Annotated in this window: 12 protein-coding genes; 9 read left to right on the forward strand and 3 right to left on the reverse strand. The window is 43.2% G+C overall.

Translation table 11 applies throughout. The annotated features are described in order from the left end of the window. Positions 1–5 precede the first annotated feature (5 nt). From dnaN to C1E24_RS16040, 6 genes are all read left to right on the forward strand, one after another. Entirely contained in the window at positions 6–1,109 is a 1,104-nt protein-coding gene (dnaN, locus tag C1E24_RS16015) for a DNA polymerase III subunit beta (protein WP_138483171.1), read from the forward strand. Positions 1,110–1,112: 3 nt separating this feature from the next. Beyond that, positions 1,113–2,198, forward strand: coding sequence for a DNA replication/repair protein RecF (gene recF, locus C1E24_RS16020; protein ID WP_138483173.1), 1,086 nt, complete (start codon positions 1,113–1,115; stop codon positions 2,196–2,198). Positions 2,199–2,213: 15 nt separating this feature from the next. Beyond that, positions 2,214–4,637 (forward strand): DNA topoisomerase (ATP-hydrolyzing) subunit B, encoded by a 2,424-nt coding sequence (gyrB, locus tag C1E24_RS16025; RefSeq protein ID WP_138483175.1) that lies wholly within the window; start codon positions 2,214–2,216, stop codon positions 4,635–4,637. Positions 4,638–4,815: 178 nt separating this feature from the next. Further along, the gene (gene glyQ, locus C1E24_RS16030) at positions 4,816–5,715 is read left to right on the forward strand and encodes a glycine--tRNA ligase subunit alpha (RefSeq protein ID WP_138483177.1); all 900 of its coding nucleotides are present in this window, start codon (positions 4,816–4,818) and stop codon (positions 5,713–5,715) included. A 2-nt stretch (positions 5,716–5,717) separates the two neighbouring features. Further along, a complete protein-coding gene (gene glyS / locus C1E24_RS16035) occupies positions 5,718–7,787 on the forward strand; it encodes a glycine--tRNA ligase subunit beta (RefSeq protein WP_138483179.1) in 2,070 nt (689 codons plus the stop codon). Between the two features lie 173 nt (positions 7,788–7,960). Next, the gene (locus tag C1E24_RS16040) at positions 7,961–8,401 is read left to right on the forward strand and encodes a hypothetical protein (protein WP_138483181.1); all 441 of its coding nucleotides are present in this window, start codon (positions 7,961–7,963) and stop codon (positions 8,399–8,401) included. 44 nt (positions 8,402–8,445) lie between these two features. Here C1E24_RS16040 and tusA read toward each other — a convergent pair whose 3' ends face one another. The 3 genes from tusA to fadB all read right to left on the reverse strand — a co-directional run bounded on the left by tusA (position 8,446) and on the right by fadB (position 12,285). Then, a complete protein-coding gene (tusA, locus tag C1E24_RS16045) occupies positions 8,446–8,685 on the reverse strand; it encodes a sulfurtransferase TusA (RefSeq protein WP_058028286.1) in 240 nt (79 codons plus the stop codon). A gap of 263 nt (positions 8,686–8,948) precedes the next feature. Further along, positions 8,949–10,115 carry an acetyl-CoA C-acyltransferase FadA gene (gene fadA, locus C1E24_RS16050; RefSeq protein ID WP_138483219.1) on the reverse strand — a complete coding sequence of 389 codons (1,167 nt, stop codon included), beginning with the start codon at positions 10,113–10,115 and terminating at the stop codon, positions 8,949–8,951. 7 nt (positions 10,116–10,122) lie between these two features. After that, positions 10,123–12,285 carry a fatty acid oxidation complex subunit alpha FadB gene (fadB, locus tag C1E24_RS16055; protein WP_138483183.1) on the reverse strand — a complete coding sequence of 721 codons (2,163 nt, stop codon included), beginning with the start codon at positions 12,283–12,285 and terminating at the stop codon, positions 10,123–10,125. Positions 12,286–12,649: 364 nt separating this feature from the next. On the opposite strand from fadB, the gene C1E24_RS16060 reads away from it, so the two are divergent. From C1E24_RS16060 to C1E24_RS16070, 3 genes are all read left to right on the forward strand, one after another. Continuing rightward, entirely contained in the window at positions 12,650–14,536 is a 1,887-nt protein-coding gene (locus C1E24_RS16060) for a transglycosylase SLT domain-containing protein (RefSeq protein ID WP_138483185.1), read from the forward strand. Between the two features lie 90 nt (positions 14,537–14,626). Then, the gene (gene pepQ / locus C1E24_RS16065; protein ID WP_138483187.1) at positions 14,627–15,949 is read left to right on the forward strand and encodes a Xaa-Pro dipeptidase; all 1,323 of its coding nucleotides are present in this window, start codon (positions 14,627–14,629) and stop codon (positions 15,947–15,949) included. A gap of 199 nt (positions 15,950–16,148) precedes the next feature. After that, positions 16,149–16,763, forward strand: a complete 615-nt coding sequence (locus C1E24_RS16070; protein WP_138483188.1) for a YigZ family protein — start codon at positions 16,149–16,151, stop codon at positions 16,761–16,763. Positions 16,764–16,774: the final 11 nt, after the last annotated feature.

Consider the following 16,774-nt stretch of genomic DNA (forward strand, 5'->3'; position numbering starts at 1 on the left):
TTATTATGCAAATTACAATTTCAAGAGAGCAATTTTTAAAGCCGTTAATGCAGGTTTCTGGTGCCATTGAGCGCAAACACACGCTACCTATTCTTTCTAATGTATTGTTAGAAATTAAAGACGGTGTGTTGGCGATGACGGGGACCGATCTAGAGATTGAACTGGTTGCAAGTTCGCACCTTGAAAATCCAGCTGAAGACGCCAAACTGACTTTGCCGGCTAAGAAGCTACTCGATATCTGTAAAAGCCTACCTGATGGTTCAGAACTCACTTTTTCGATGCAAGAACATCAAGTGCTTCTGACCAGTGGAAAAAGTCGCTTTTCATTAACGACGTTAGCTGCTGAAGATTTTCCAAACCTCGAACAGTGGGATGGTGAAGTTGAATTCAAGACGACCCGTTTAGAGTTAAGACGTTTACTCGAAAGCACGCATTTCTCAATGGCGAACCAAGATGTTCGTTATTATTTAAACGGTATGTCATTTGAAGTGGATAACAGTGAAATTAAAACCGTTGCCACTGATGGTCACCGTTTAGCAATTGCGGCTCAGCCATTATCTGAATCTTTAAATACGCAGCGTCAGTTAATTATTCCGCGAAAGGGTGTGCAAGAAATTATGCGCCTTTTACCTGCTGACGATGAACTAATCACAATTCAGTTTGGTGCGAATCATGTGCGTCTAATTGATGGTGAATTTACTTTCACCAGTAAATTAGTTGATGGTCGTTTTCCTGATTATCGTCGTGTTCTACCACGTGGTGGCGATAAATTAGTGACCGCAAATCGCGAGTGGTTACGTAGTGCATTCCAACGTGTTTCTATTTTATCGAACGAGAAGTTCCGTGGTGTTCGCCTTAATTTATCAAGTGGCTTATTGAAGATCACAGCAAACAACCCTGAACAAGAACAAGCAGAAGAAGTGGTTGAAGTGGGTTATCAAGGCGATGACTTAGAAATTGGCTTTAACGTTTCTTATGTTTTAGACGTACTTAATACTCTAAAAACTGAAGATGTTCAGTTCACTTTATCTGACTCAAACTCAAGTGCATTAATTGAGGGTGTAAGCCAAGATGATGCAGTGTATGTTGTGATGCCAATGCGTCTATAGTTTATGAGCTTGAATCATATTAGCCTCAATCATTTTCGAAATATTGAGGCTTTATCTTTTCAGCCAAGCGCAGACATTAATATCATCTATGGCGCAAACGGCAGTGGAAAAACCAGTCTCCTCGAAGCCATCTATTTTCTTTCTCACGGTAAATCTTTTCGTACTAACAAGCAGAAACTCCTTATTCATTACGAACAAGACGCTTGTATTGTTCATGCTAAAAAACAACATCTTAACTTGTCTATACCTGTAGGTATTAGTAAGAATAAGCAGGGTGAAACACAGCTTAAAATACAAGGTCAAGCCAGTAGAAAAATCTCTGAGCTGGCGCAACTTCTACCGGTGCAAGTTATTACACCTGAAAGCTATGAATTGTTTTTTGGTGGTCCGAAAGAACGCAGGAAATTTTTAGATTTAGGTGTGTTCCACGTGGAACAATCTTTTTTTAATGCCTGGCGTCAGTTTAATAAAATTCTTAAGCAACGCAATGCACTACTTAAATCTCGTCCACATAATTACGCCGAGCAAATCAAATTCTGGGACGTTGAATTCGTTAAGGTGGCTGATCAAATAAATATCGCAAGAAAAGCCTATATAGAGAGGTTTAATGCGTATTTTTTTGATAAAATAGTGGGTCAAATACCTATATTTTCTGGCCTAGAATTACGTTATGATGCTGGTTGGAAAGAAGACTTAGCTAGCACGTTAAAAGCTAACTTTGAGCGTGATGTTAAGCTTGGCTATACAAGTAAAGGACCGCATAAAGCTGATTTTAGCTTTTATATAAATGGTTATAGTATAGAAAATATTTTTTCTCGGGGTCAGTTAAAGCTGTTGTTGTATGCGTTAAAGATTACGCAAAACACCTTAATTGAGACCGAAACAAAAAAGCAGTCAATATTGCTAATCGATGATTTACCCTCAGAGCTAGGGGAAGAAACGATGACTAGTGTGGCTGAATTATTAAAATTATGTCAGTCACAGCTATTTATTACGGCTATTACTGCTGAAAGTATTTCTGCTGTTGTGGAACCAATACAAAGAGAAAAGAAAATGTTCCACGTGAAACATGGCAGTTTAACAACATAAAATTGGAAGAAACCCATGTCTGAAAATTACGATTCGTCCAGTATTAAAGTACTGAAAGGATTGGATGCGGTAAGAAAGCGTCCGGGAATGTATATAGGGGATACAGATGATGGCACTGGTCTTCATCATATGGTATTCGAAGTAGTAGATAACTCTATCGATGAAGCATTAGCAGGCTATTGTGATGATATCTTCGTAACTATTCATACTGACGGTTCTGTATCAGTTCGAGATAATGGACGTGGTATTCCTACCTCTATTCACCCTGAAGAAGGTGTGTCAGCTGCCGAAGTTATCATGACGGTTCTCCATGCCGGTGGTAAATTCGATGATAACTCATATAAAGTATCAGGTGGTCTTCACGGTGTAGGTGTTTCAGTAGTAAACGCGCTATCTGAAAAGTTGCAACTTACAATCCGTCGTGAAGGTAAACTTCACCAGCAAAAATATACAATGGGTGTACCAGATGCTCCGCTAGCGGAGATTGGTGAATCTGAAACTACGGGTACTGAATTACGCTTCTGGCCAAGTGCTGAAACCTTTTCTGATACAAACTTCCACTACGATATTCTTGCAAAACGTCTTCGTGAACTTTCATTCCTTAACTCGGGTGTGAGTATTATCCTGACTGATGAGCGTGAAGAGAATAAGCAAGACCACTTCAAATATGAAGGTGGTATTCAAGCTTTCGTTGAATATCTAAACCGTAAGAAAACACCTGTACATCAGAATGTATTCAACTTCACTTCTGAACGTGAAGATGGCATTAGTGTTGAAGTATCAATGCAGTGGAATGATGGTTTCCAAGAAAACATCTACTGTTTCACGAACAATATTCCTCAGCGTGACGGTGGTACTCACTTAGCGGGTTTCCGTGCTGCACTGACTCGTACGCTGAACAACTACATGGAAAAAGAAGGCTTTAACAAAAAAGCGAAAACAGCAAGCAACGCGACCGGTGATGATGCGCGTGAAGGTTTAACCGCTGTTGTAAGTGTTAAAGTTCCTGATCCAAAGTTCTCTTCACAGACCAAAGATAAACTTGTATCAAGTGAAGTTAAATCTGCTGTAGAACAAGCAATGGCTGAAAAGCTAACTGAATACTTACTAGAAAATCCGGGTGATGCTAAAACGGTAGTAAGCAAAATTATTGATGCAGCTCGAGCTCGTGAAGCGGCGCGTAAAGCGCGTGAAATGACTCGCCGTAAAGGAGCAATGGATTTAGCTGGCTTACCAGGTAAGCTGGCTGATTGCCAAGAAAAAGACCCAGCACTTTCTGAACTATATATAGTGGAGGGTGACTCGGCGGGTGGTTCTGCGAAGCAAGGTCGTAACCGTAAGAACCAAGCAATCCTGCCGCTGAAAGGTAAAATTCTGAACGTTGAGAAAGCACGCTTTGATAAGATGCTATCTTCTCAAGAAGTTGCAACGCTTATTACTGCACTTGGTTGCGGTATTGGCCGTGACGAATACAACCCAGAAAAGCTGCGTTATCACCGTATCATCATCATGACCGATGCTGATGTCGATGGTTCGCACATTCGTACGCTACTATTGACCTTCTTCTACCGTCAAATGCCAGAAATCATTGAACGTGGTTATGTGTATATTGCTCAGCCGCCACTTTATAAAGTGAAGAAAGGTAAGCAAGAGCAGTACATCAAAGATGAAAATGCGCTTACTGGGTACTTGTTAGAGTTAGCTCTAAATGGTGCAGCGTTATATCCTGCTGAAGGTGCTGCTGCAATTGAAGGCAATGCACTAGCAAATATCGTTTATGATTATCAGAAAACGGTAGAAGTGTTAGAGCGATTAAATCGTAAATACCCTGCATCAGTAACGAATCGTTTAATCTATCAACCTGAGATCACAGAAGCTGATCTATCTGATAAAGACAAAGTAACTAGCTGGACAGAACGTTTAGTCGCTGACCTTGTAGAAAAAGATGAAGATGCAACTATCTTTAATGCTGAAGTAGCGTACGACGAAGAGCGTCATATGTACTACCCAGTAGTTAAGATCCGTCAGCATGGTGTTGATAAAGCTTATACACTAGACTACAACTTCATTACGTCTAAAGATTATGTTCGTATTGCAAACACAGGTAAGCAAATGGCGAACTTGATGGAAGAGAGCGGTTACGTGCAACGTGGCGAGAAGACGCACCCAGTTACTGACTTTGTATCAGGCCTTGATTGGTTAGTGAGTGAATCTAAGCGTGGCTTGTATACACAACGCTATAAAGGATTGGGTGAAATGAACCCAGACCAGCTTTGGGAAACAACGATGGATCCAGGTGCACGTCGCATGCTTCAGGTAACCATTGAAGATGCCATTGCAGCTGACCAATTATTTGCGACACTGATGGGTGACCAAGTTGAACCTCGTCGTGAGTTCATCGAAAGCAATGCATTACGTGTTGTGAACTTAGACGTTTAATCGAGTTCTAAAATAATATTTAAAAAGGCGGGTTTTCCCGCCTTTTTTTATGTTTGATGCTTAAAACCCTGCACAGCACGCGGTATACTGAGCATAATTTTCAATCACAAAACCCTGCGCTAATAGCCACTCTGTGAGCTCCACTATGCGCAATGAGCCAAATTAAATTAAGCCAACTATGCAAAAATACGATTTAAAAACCTTTCAAGGCTTGATCCTGGCACTACAGGATTACTGGGCACAGCAAGGCTGTGTGATCGCTCAGCCACTTGATATGGAAGTAGGCGCGGGTACATTCCACCCACTGACATTCTTAAAATCAATTGGTCCAGAGCCAATGTCGAGTGCTTATGTACAGCCGTGTCGCCGTCCTACAGATGGCCGCTACGGTGAGAACCCAAACCGTCTTCAACATTATTATCAATTCCAAGTTGTGTTAAAGCCATCTCCAGATAATATTCAAGAGCTGTATTTAGGCTCTCTTGCTGCGATGGGCATCGATACGTTAACGCATGAAGTTCGTTTCGTAGAAGACAACTGGGAATCACCAACGCTAGGTGCTTGGGGTCTTGGTTGGGAAGTGTGGTTAAATGGTATGGAGGTAACTCAGTTCACCTACTTCCAACAGGTGGGCGGCCTAGAATGCGCACCGGTAACTGGCGAAATCACTTACGGTCTTGAACGTCTTGCTATGTATATACAAGGTGTAGACAGTATTTATGACTTAGTATGGACAGATGGTCCAATGGGTAAAGTCACCTATGGTGATGTATTCCATCAGAACGAAGTTGAGCAGTCGACTTATAACTTTGAGCATGCTGATGTTGATGCTTTATTTGCACAGTTTGATCAGTGTGAGAAAGAAAGTGAAAAACTGATTGCAGCAGGTTTACCACTGCCAGCATACGAGCAGGTGATGAAAGCATCTCATGCCTTCAATTTATTAGATGCACGCCATGCTATTTCAGTAACAGAGCGTCAACGTTATATCCTTCGTGTACGTGCATTATCTAAAGCTTGTGCGAAGGCATATTATGAAGCGCGTGAAGCGCTTGGTTTCCCGCTTTGTAAGGACTGATCATGACAACTGAAAATTTATTAGTAGAAATTGGTACTGAAGAGTTACCACCAAAATCACTGCGCAAACTAGCAACCGCTTTTGCAGATAACCTAACTGAAGAGTTGAAAGCATTAGAGTTATCTTTCGAAAGCATCAATTGGTATGCATCACCACGTCGTTTAGGTTTACAGGTGGCAGCGCTTGCGACACAGCAACAAGATAAAGTTGTAGAAAAGCGTGGTCCAGCGACTAAGGCAGCCTACGATGCTGACGGTAACCCAACTAAAGCGGCCATGGGTTGGGCGCGTGGTTGTGGTATCGAAGTGAGTGAAGCTGAGACGCTAGAAACAGAAAAGGGCGCTTGGTTACTTCATCGTGCGACGGTAAAAGGTCAAGCGGCTACAGAATTACTTGCTGATGCAATTAACAAAGCGCTGGCTAAATTACCTATTCCAAAACCTATGCGTTGGGGCGCGAATAAAACACAGTTTATTCGTCCTGTGCATACTGTGGCTGCACTTCTTGGCGGCACACAAGTACAAGGTGAAGTGCTGGGTAAAGCGATCAGTAATGAACTGCAAGGTCACCGTTTCCACCACCCAGCACGTGTAACTGTAAGCCACGCTGATGAGGTGTTCGAAACGCTTAAGTCAGCTTATGTTGTTGCAGACTACGAAGCGCGTAAAGCACAAATTCGTGCACAAATCGAAGAAGCTGCTGCGGCAGTTGACGCGGTTGTGGCAATGGATGAAGACTTACTTGAAGAAGTGACTTCACTCGTTGAGTGGCCGGTTACACTAACAGCGTCATTCGAAGAAGAGTTCTTAGCTGTGCCTGACGAAGCACTTATCTATACCATGAAGGACGACCAAAAGTACTTCCCGCTATTAGACAAAGCTGGCAACTTAATTAATAAGTTCCTATTCGTGTCTAACATCGAAAGTAAAGATCCAAGTGTGGTTATCTCAGGTAACGAAAAGGTGGTTCGTCCTCGTCTAGCTGATGCACAATTCTTCTTTGAAACAGATAAAAAGAAAACTCTTGAAAGCCGCCTAGAATCTTTAGGTAGCGTATTGTTCCAAAAGCAGCTTGGTACTTTAAAAGATAAGTCAGAGCGCATTGCGGCATTAGCGGGTTATATCGCTGAGCAAGTTGGTGCTGACAAAGCATTAGCTGAACGTGCAGGTCTATTAAGTAAAACAGATTTAATGACTGAAATGGTGATGGAGTTCACTGACGTACAAGGTGTAATGGGTATGCATTACGCACGTATTGACGGCGAGGCGGAAGAAGTTGCGCTAGCACAAAATGAGCAATATATGCCGCGTTTTGCTGGTGATAACTTACCATCAAATCCTATCAGCTATGCTGTTGCATTGGCAGATAAGTTTGACACGCTAGTGGGTATCTTTGGTATTGGCCAAGCGCCAAAAGGTGACAAAGACCCGTTTGCACTTCGTCGTGCAGCCATCGGTGCGCTTCGCATTATGGTAGAGAAAGAGCTTAAGTTAGACATCCACGACATCGTTGCTAAGTCTCAAGAGTTATTCGCTGATAAGCTAAGCAATGACAATGTGGCTGAAGACGTGTTCGAATTTATGCTAGGTCGTTTCCGTGCATGGTATCAAGATGAAGGTATCAGTGTTGATGTGATCCAAGCGGTATTAGCGCGCCGTCCATCTTCACCAGCTGATTTCGACCGTCGAGTTAAAGCGGTCAGTCACTTCCGTACATTGGCAGAAGCTGAAAGCTTGGCTGCGGCGAATAAGCGTGTAAACAATATTCTTGCTAAGAATAATGTGACGAGCGATGCAGCGGTAGACAACGCTTTATTAGCAGAAGACGCTGAAAAAGTGTTAGCAGCACAAGTTGCTGAGTTAACCGATGCGCTTGCACCAGTTTACGCTGCAGGTGATTATCAAGGTGCATTAACGCAACTGGCAAGCTTACGTGAAGCGGTAGATAACTTCTTCGATAATGTAATGGTAATGGCTGATGATGAAGCGGTGAAGAATAACCGTTTAGCACTGCTAAGTCAGTTAAGCCGCTTGTTCTTAAATACAGCGGATATCTCTGTTTTACAGAACTAGTTGAATTGACCAAAAAACTTAAAAAGCCAACCTCAGCGGTTGGCTAGTGTTAGAGAGTTATAAATTCTTTTACATAATACTTCGCACTTTTACAGTTATTTAGATTCTAATAGGTATGAATTAGAACAGCTCAGAACTAAGCTGAGCTAAATGGCTGAGAGGAAATTAAAAGTATGAAAAAACTATCCGCAGCGTTAATGGCTTTATTACTTTCTGCATGTTCGAGTCAGGTATATGTTCCAGGCCAAGAAACTATTCAGCCTAATGTAAAACCCCTCGATAGAGACATGTATCTGCGTGGTGACTTCACCTTATGGGATGCAGAGCCTCACTATAAACTGGGCGCACAACAACCGGGCATTTACACGGTACGGGCAAAATTTATGACGCCGGGCAAAGTGTATGAATTTAAAATTGCCGATGAGTCTTGGAGTAAAGGCTTTAACTGTGGTTATCATTCGTCAGGCTCACTGCAATTAAATAAACCAATACCAGCGAACTGTGACACGGTATATAACTACTTTAGTTTTGCACCAAGTAAAAAGGGCTGGTACACCATTACCTTTGATTATCGAAACTCAGCATCGCCTATGGTCATGGTGAGTAAAGGGTAAGTTAAAGCGAACGAATGCTTTACAAAATATAGAACGAAAAGGGCTTATTTGCCCTTTTTTACTAAGTAACGGAAAGGCGCTTGTTCAACTTCTTTGGCAACCAGTGTATGGTCCATAAACTCGCAGAAGCTTGGAATATCACGGGTAGTTGATGGGTCATCAGCGATAATTAATAACGTTTCACCATCAGACATTTTTCTCACCGCACCACGCACCATCATCACAGGCTCAGGACAACGAAGACCGATTGCATCTAATGTATGATCGGGATTAGAAAATGGCATGGTGACTCTCTTAAACAAGCTAAAAAATAGGGCGAATATTTTACCCACTGCGCGATGACAAATAAACCATTGCAAGCGACTAATTTGAGCTTCACACCTAAAACGAAAAAAGGCAAAGCGTTTTCACACTTTGCCTTTGTACCAGCATTCATGACTGAAATACTGGTTCACCAAGTTGAGTTTTGCGTTTTGAATAATTTCTCGACAAGAGAAATGAGCGCAAGCGTTGTAACAGCTCACTCAGCAAGTGAGCTCTTTTGGGCTTATTCTACGCGCTCAAACACCGTTGCGATGCCTTGGCCTAAACCAATGCACATGGTGGCTAAACCATATTTTGCACCTTTGTCTTCCATCAAGTGGATTAGTGACGTACTGATACGTGAACCCGAACAACCAAGTGGGTGACCTAGGGCAATCGCACCACCATTTAGATTCACTTTCTCGTCAGCCACTTCAAGTAGACCAAGGTCTTTCAATACAGGTAGAGACTGTGCAGCAAATGCTTCGTTAAGCTCAGCTACATCGATATCATCAATGGTTATACCTGCTTGTTGTAATGCCTTCTTACTAGCAGGAACTGGACCGTAACCCATGATTGATGGATCGCAGCCTGCAACCGCCATTGACTTAACACGCGCACGAATAGGTAAGCCTAGTGCTTTGGCTTTCTCTTCGCTCATTACTAGCATCACAGATGCACCATCTGACAGTGCTGATGAAGTACCCGCAGTCACCGTACCTGAAGCTGGGTTAAACACAGGGCGTAGTTGCGATAAACCTTCAAGTGTTGTCTCTGGACGAATGACTTCGTCGTTTTCTACTAATACTGGAACGCCATCATCATCGTGACCTTCAGTTGGTAAAATCTCACGAGCGAAACGACCTTCAACCGTCGCAGCATGTGCACGTTGGTGTGAACGAACTGCGAACGCATCTTGTTGCTCACGGCTGATACCATGAATCGTTGCAAGGTACTCAGCGGTTAAACCCATTGAGCCAGCAGCTTGTGCTACTGAAGTTGATAGGCCTGGGTGGAAATCAACACCGTGTGTCATAGGTACGTGACCCATGTGCTCAACACCACCGATAAGATAAGTGTCACCAGTACCTGTCATGATTGCACGTGCTGCATCATGCAGTGCTTGCATTGATGAGCCACATAAGCGGTTAACGGTAACCGCAGGCACTGTGTGAGGAATACCCGCAAGTAGTGCCGCATTTCGTGCCACGTTAAAGCCTTGCTCAAGCGTTTGTTGAACACAACCCCAATAAATATCGTCGATGCTAGCAGGATCAACTTGTGGGTTACGTTCAAGAACACCTTTCATAAGGTGTGCACTTAAGTCTTCTGCGCGACGGTGTTTAAACACACCGTTTTTAGAGCGGCCCATTGGCGTACGAAGACAATCAACGATTACTGCATTTTGCATAGTCATGTTATTGGCCCTCCACGGCATAGAATACTTTACCTTCTGTCGCCCATTGACGCGTCTGTTCTGATACTTGGTAAATTTCACCTAGATGTGCGTACTTGTCAGCCATAGCAACAAAGTTAGCTAGGCCAATTTGATCTAGGTAACGGAATGCTCCGCCTCTGAATGGAGGGAAACCAATGCCATAGATAAGCGCCATATCTGCTTCTTGTGGAGAAGCGACAATGCCTTCTTGTAGGCAAAGTAGAACTTCGTTGATCATTGGCACCATACAACGCTCAATGATGGTTTGTTTATCAAACTCAGTGGCTGCATCGCAAATGCTGCTTAGTAGTGCAACTGCGTCAGCGTCTTTGCTCTTCTTAAGGCGACCGCGACGATCTGGTGCATATTGGTAGAAACCTTTTTGGTTCTTCTGACCAAAACGCTCAGCATTTGCAAGAACCGCAACCGGATCTTTATCTTGGCGAGCCATACGAGTTGGGAAGCCATCGGCCATCACACCCGTACAATGGTTTGCTGTATCGATACCGACAACGTCTAGTAGGTATGCCGGACCCATAGGCCAACCAAATACGTTTTCCATGACTTTATCTACTTTAGTAAAATCAGCGCCTTCAACAACGAGTTTGCTGAAACCTGCAAAGTAAGGGAAAAGTACACGGTTTACGAAGAAACCCGGGCAGTCATTTACTACGATAGGTGATTTGCCAAGTTTTAGTGCGTAATCAACCACGGCTGCAACGGTTTCATCTGAAGTCTTTTCACCACGGATGATCTCAACAAGCGGCATTTTCGGCACAGGGTTGAAGAAGTGCATACCACAGAAGTGCTCTGGTTTTTCTAGTGCTTCAGCCAGTTCATCAATACGGATTGTCGATGTGTTCGAGGTTAAAATAGTGCCTTCAGGTAATTGCTTTTCAAGACCAGCAAGTACTGTTTTCTTAACTTGTGGGTGCTCAACAACCGCTTCAACCACAATGTCAGAGCCAGCTAAATCTGCATCATTCAGTGTTGGTTTGATCTTACCTAGCGTGCCGACCATTTTGTCTAGCTTCATGTGACCGCGTTCTACTTTTTTACCAAGTAGGGTTGCCGCTTCATTCATGCCTAGATCAAGGGCAGCTTGATTGATGTCTTTCATGACAATTGGCGTGCCTTTGTAAGCAGATTGGTAAGCGATACCGCCACCCATGATACCTGCACCTAGTACTGCTGCTTGTTTAATCTCAGTAGAAGATTGTTTCGCTTGTTTCTTCGCAACACCTTTAATGTATTGGTCAGCTAGGAAAATACCCGTTTGCGCGGCCGCTTCTGCTGTTTTAGCCAGCTTTGCAAAGTTGGCATTTTCAATTGCTATGGCTTCATCGCGTGTTGCATTTGCTGCGGCTTTAATTGTTCTTACCGCCATCACAGGTGCAGGGTAGTGACCTTTGGTTTTACCCATCACTAGGCCTTCAGCCATTGCGAAGCTCATGCCTTGCTCAACGCGGTTTAGTTTCAGTGGATCAAGTTTTAGCTGACGTTTTGCACGCCAATCAAGTTTACCTGCTACCGCTTGCTCAAGGGTTTTTACTGCCGCTTCAACTAATTTGTCTTTTGCAACCACACCGTCAACTGCACCGACTTTCAATGCGTCTGCTGCACGGTTTTCTTTACCTGTGGTGATCCACGTCATGGCGTTATCAGCACCAATAATACGTGGTAAGCGTACCGTACCACCGAAACCTGGCATGATCCCTAATTTAACTTCTGGTAGGCCAATTTTGGCGTTTTGACTTGCGATGCGGTAATCCGTTGCAAGTAGCCATTCACAGCCACCGCCAAGTGCAAGGCCATCAATAGCAGAGGCAGTTGGGAACGGTAAGTCTTCGATGGCATCGAAAATATCTGTTGCTGACTTGATCCAACCAACTAGTTCTTCTTCTGGGCGTTGGAAAGTCGGTAAGAATTCAAAAATGTCGGCGCCGATGATGAAATGGTCTTTATCGCTAGTGAAAACCATCGCCGCGATATCATCGCGTTGGCTAAGTTCGGCAAATGCTTTGCCACATTCTTGTAGGGTTTGCTGAGATAGTTTGTTTACCGAACCTGGCATACAGAACTTAAACTCAGCGATATTGCCTTTGTAAAAATCAACAACAAAGGACTCGCTCTTGTATAACATGCTTGTTCTCCCGTGTTATCACACTGGTACGATGAGTTGTTAATTTACTCAGTTTGGACCCTTTAAATTAAAATTGCAATGAAAAATTTACCAGAGGTTTACGCCTGCCTTAAAAATTTGCAGTTGAGCTGCTAAGGTGGTTGAGTGACACAATGCTCAAGTCATTTTTATCTTAATGGCGTTTGGTCTTGATAACCGTTGATGTGCAAACTTAGTTTGTGTTTTTTATTGGTGTGTTATTTGTGCGTAGAGCCAATGCCCTTGAGTACATTTATTCATCTTAGAGATAGCCAAGCTTAGGCAAGATGAATGCATTAATACTTATCTCATTCATTAATTTAAAATTTAAAGTGTAAAGGTCATTATGAAATCTTGGATCATGACCATTGCCGCTACCAGCCTTGGCGCATTTAGCTGGTTTTCTTCTGCGAGCAATGATCATCAAGCATTTAAAGATGCAGAAAAAGTTGCACGTTCAGGTAACTACAAAGCGTTTAAAGCGGCGATCAACGACTTAGATCACCCGCTCAAACCGTATGCTGAACTGGCGTTTTATAAACGTTACCCTCGCCTCAAATATCAGCAAGACATCAGCCATTATTTAAGTGTCTACGATAACACGCCGTTAGAGTGGCCGGTGCGCAAGAGCTGGCTCGAGTATTTGCAGCGTCGTGGAAAAAAAGCGCTCTTTGTTGAGTATTACCAGCCCACCAGCAATGCTGAGTTACAATGCCGCTATTTACAGTATCAGATTGATTTAGGTGCACCGAAAGCACAGCTGCTTGATCAAGTTGATGCACTTTGGGCGGTCGGCAAGTCTCAGCCTAAAGCGTGCGATAAGTTATTTAGAATATGGCGTAAAGATGGGCGCATGACACAAGCTTTGGTGTGGCAGCGTATCACTAAAGCGGCGCAGGGCGGGCAAGTTGCACTGTTGCCTTATTTGAAAACGCTGCTCCCTCAAAAAGAAGCTTACTTAGCTGATTTATATAAAGCTGTCAGGCGTGACCCAAGTGCCTCTGCGGGTTTATACCGTTATAAGAAGCGTTCAAGCAAAGAGGCTGAAATCGCGGTTTATGGTGTTAAGCGTCTTATTTGGCGAGATCAAAAGCTTGCGCTAAGAGCATGGGATAAACTGCAAGGCATGTTTACATTCAGCCAATCACAAAAAGATACGGTAGCGTATCGCTTTGCATTGGCGTTGGCATCAAAAGGGCATGATGATGCACGCTTTTGGCTAAATAAAGTACCTGAAGAATTACAAGATACTAAGCTGCGCCAGTGGATGATGGCCAACATGCTCAAAGAGCAAGATTGGGCGGGGATCGTGGCTTTATTTACGGGGATGAAGAACTTAAGTAATGGGCAGCAATACTGGCTTGCTTATAGTTACAATCAGCGTGGTGAGCCTGAAAAAGCACAGCAGTTATGGCAGCCTCTGGCATTAAAGCGTGATTATTATGGTTTTTTAGCCGCGGCGCGCTTAAATATGCCGGTGTCGTTAAATAATCAAACTCTCGATGTGCCTCAACCTATTATTGATAAGGTGTCTCAGGCGCCGGGTTTTTTACGTGCCAAAGCGCTACTAGAGCTAAACCGTTTCACTTCAGCTCGCAGAGAGTGGAATTATCTGACTAATACATCAAGTGATGCAGAAAAGTTAGCTGCTTCTTTATTAGCGGCTGACTTAGAGTGGTATGACAGCACCATTCGTACACTCGCGCAAATTAAAGCATGGAACTACGTAGATTTAAGATTCCCCATGGCGTTTGAAGATTTATTCACGCGTTATAGTAAACGAAACCGTGTAGATGTGGCCTGGAGTATTGCCATAGCTCGCAGAGAAAGCTCGTTTGCACCGGATGCTGTCTCACATGCTAACGCCCATGGTTTAATGCAATTATTGCCGAGCACAGCCAGATACGTCAGCAAGCAAAAAGTCTCTAAGCGTCAGCTTTATAAACCGGCCACCAATATTCGTTTAGGTACTGATTACTTAGAGTATCTAAAGAAAAAGAATGGTGGTAATGAGATTTTAGCTACAGCTTCTTATAATGCTGGGTATCATCGAATTAAGCGCTGGTTACCCGAGCAAGGCATGCCAGCTGAGCTTTGGATAGAGCTCATTCCATTTAAAGAAACCCGAAATTATGTGAAAAACGTGATGGCATATCGTCAGGTTTATCACACCAAGTTGGGTCGAGAGGGCAATATATTGGCCCCAATCTTGGATATGGAAATAGAAAAGTAAGCGATGTCGGCAATCCAGCGAGTTGGCTGGATTGCATGTCAGGGCTTTGTTAGACTGGCATAATGAGAAATTAAACGAAATGGGTACACCATGGAACAATTAGCACATTTATACGCTGAGCATATTGCAACATTGCAGCAGCGCACCAAAACCATTGTTGAGCGAGAAGGCTTAGATGGCTTAGTGATCCACTCTGGACAAGCAAAACGCCAGTTTTTAGATGACATGTATTATCCGTTTAAGGTGAACCCTCAGTTCAAAGCTTGGTTACCTGTGATCGATAATCCACATTGTTGGATTGTGGTAAACGGCGAAGATAAGCCTAAACTCATTTTTTATCGCCCGGTTGACTTCTGGCATAAAGTGCCTGATGAGCCGAGTGACTTCTGGGCTGAGTATTTTGATATTCAATTGCTTTTAAAGCCAGATCAGGTTGAACAGTTTCTGCCATACGATAAAGAAAAATTTGCTTACATCGGTGAGTACTTAGAAGTGGCACAGGCATTAGGTTTTACCAATGTAAACCCTGAGACGGTAATGAACTACTTGCATTTCCATCGTGCTTATAAAACGCAATATGAACTGACTTGTTTACGTGAAGCAAACCGTCTAGCTGTGTTAGGTCATAAAGCTGCACGTGATACGTTTTATGCGGGTGGCTCAGAGTTTGCGATTCAACAAGCTTATCTAAACGCTACGCAGCACATGGAAAATGACACGCCATACGGCAATATTGTGGCACTGAATGACAACTGCGCAATCTTGCACTACACGCATTTTGACCGAAAAGCACCAGCTAAGCATTTATCTTTCTTAATTGATGCTGGCGCAAACTTTAACGGTTACGCCGCTGATATTACCCGTACTTATGATTTTGAGAGAAAAGGTGAATTTGCTGAGCTAATTAAAGTTCTGAACGATCACCAAATTGAGTTAGGTAAAGGTTTACAGCCAGGCAAGCTATATGGCGAGTTACATATAGATTGTCATCAGCGCATTGCACAAACCTTGGCGGACTTTAAGATTGTAAACCTTGCGGCTGATGACATTGTGGCTAAAGGCATTACTTCGACATTCTTCCCACATGGTTTAGGTCACCATTTAGGTCTGCAAGTGCATGACATGGGTGGTTTCATGGCAGATGAAGCAGGTACGCACCAAGCGCCACCTGAAGGGCATCCTTTCTTACGTTGCACACGTAAGATTGAAGCAAACCAAGTATTTACTATCGAGCCAGGTTTATACTTCATTGATTCACTACTCGGTGATTTAGCGAAGACAGATAACAACCAATACATTAATTGGGAAAAGGTTGACTCATTCAAGCCATATGGTGGTATTCGCATCGAAGACAACATCATAGTGCATGAAGATCGTCTAGAGAATATGACGCGTGATTTAGACCTAGACTAATTGTTTTTCTGGGGTTGGTAGGATTAAGTCGACTCATTGAAACGAAATTAGATACACTAACGGGAAGCAGTTGCTTCCCGTTTTTTATAATACCAATTTGTTCTAAATGAGAAGTTTTTAACGCGGTTAGCGGCAGCTTTAATCCCTCAAAATGATTAAGTATTATTGAGGATTGGTATAAATACTGGACCCCAACTTTATGTCAGAATTCTATATTCCGAGCGAATCCATCAGTCATCACGAAGAAATTAAGAAGAGCACTTTTTTAGTGCATATTGCGCATACGCCAACCATTGAGTCTGCAAAAGCCTTTATTCAGAAGATCAACGATGACTACCCAGATGCCAGACATAACTGTTGGGCACATGTGGCAGGGGAGCCTGGGGGCAGTCATGTTTATGGTTTCTCGGATGATGGCGAACCCAATGGCACTGCGGGTAAACCTATGTTGAATGTGCTTATTGGCTCTGGACTTGGTGAAATAACCGCAGTAACAACCCGTTACTTTGGCGGCATTAAGCTGGGCACGGGCGGTCTAGTGCGTGCTTATGGCGGTACGCTAAATAATGCCCTTGAGGTACTAAAAACCACATTGAAAGTGCCTGCAACTGAGCTGATAGGGCGCTCTGATTATGCGCTGCAGGGAATTATCGAGCAGTATTTAAATACCCATTTCACTATTTTACAGCTGGATAAAAGCTATGACTCAGCGGTGAATTGGCAAGTCAGCATTGATAGTCGACAAGTTGAACAAGCACAGCAAGAAATTTTTGATTTAACCCATGGAGTGGTTGAGTTAGTCTGTAAAGAGTAAGACAATCAAGT

It is taken from the genome of Pseudoalteromonas phenolica, assembly GCF_005876835.1.
GTDB lineage: Bacteria > Pseudomonadota > Gammaproteobacteria > Enterobacterales > Alteromonadaceae > Pseudoalteromonas > Pseudoalteromonas phenolica_B.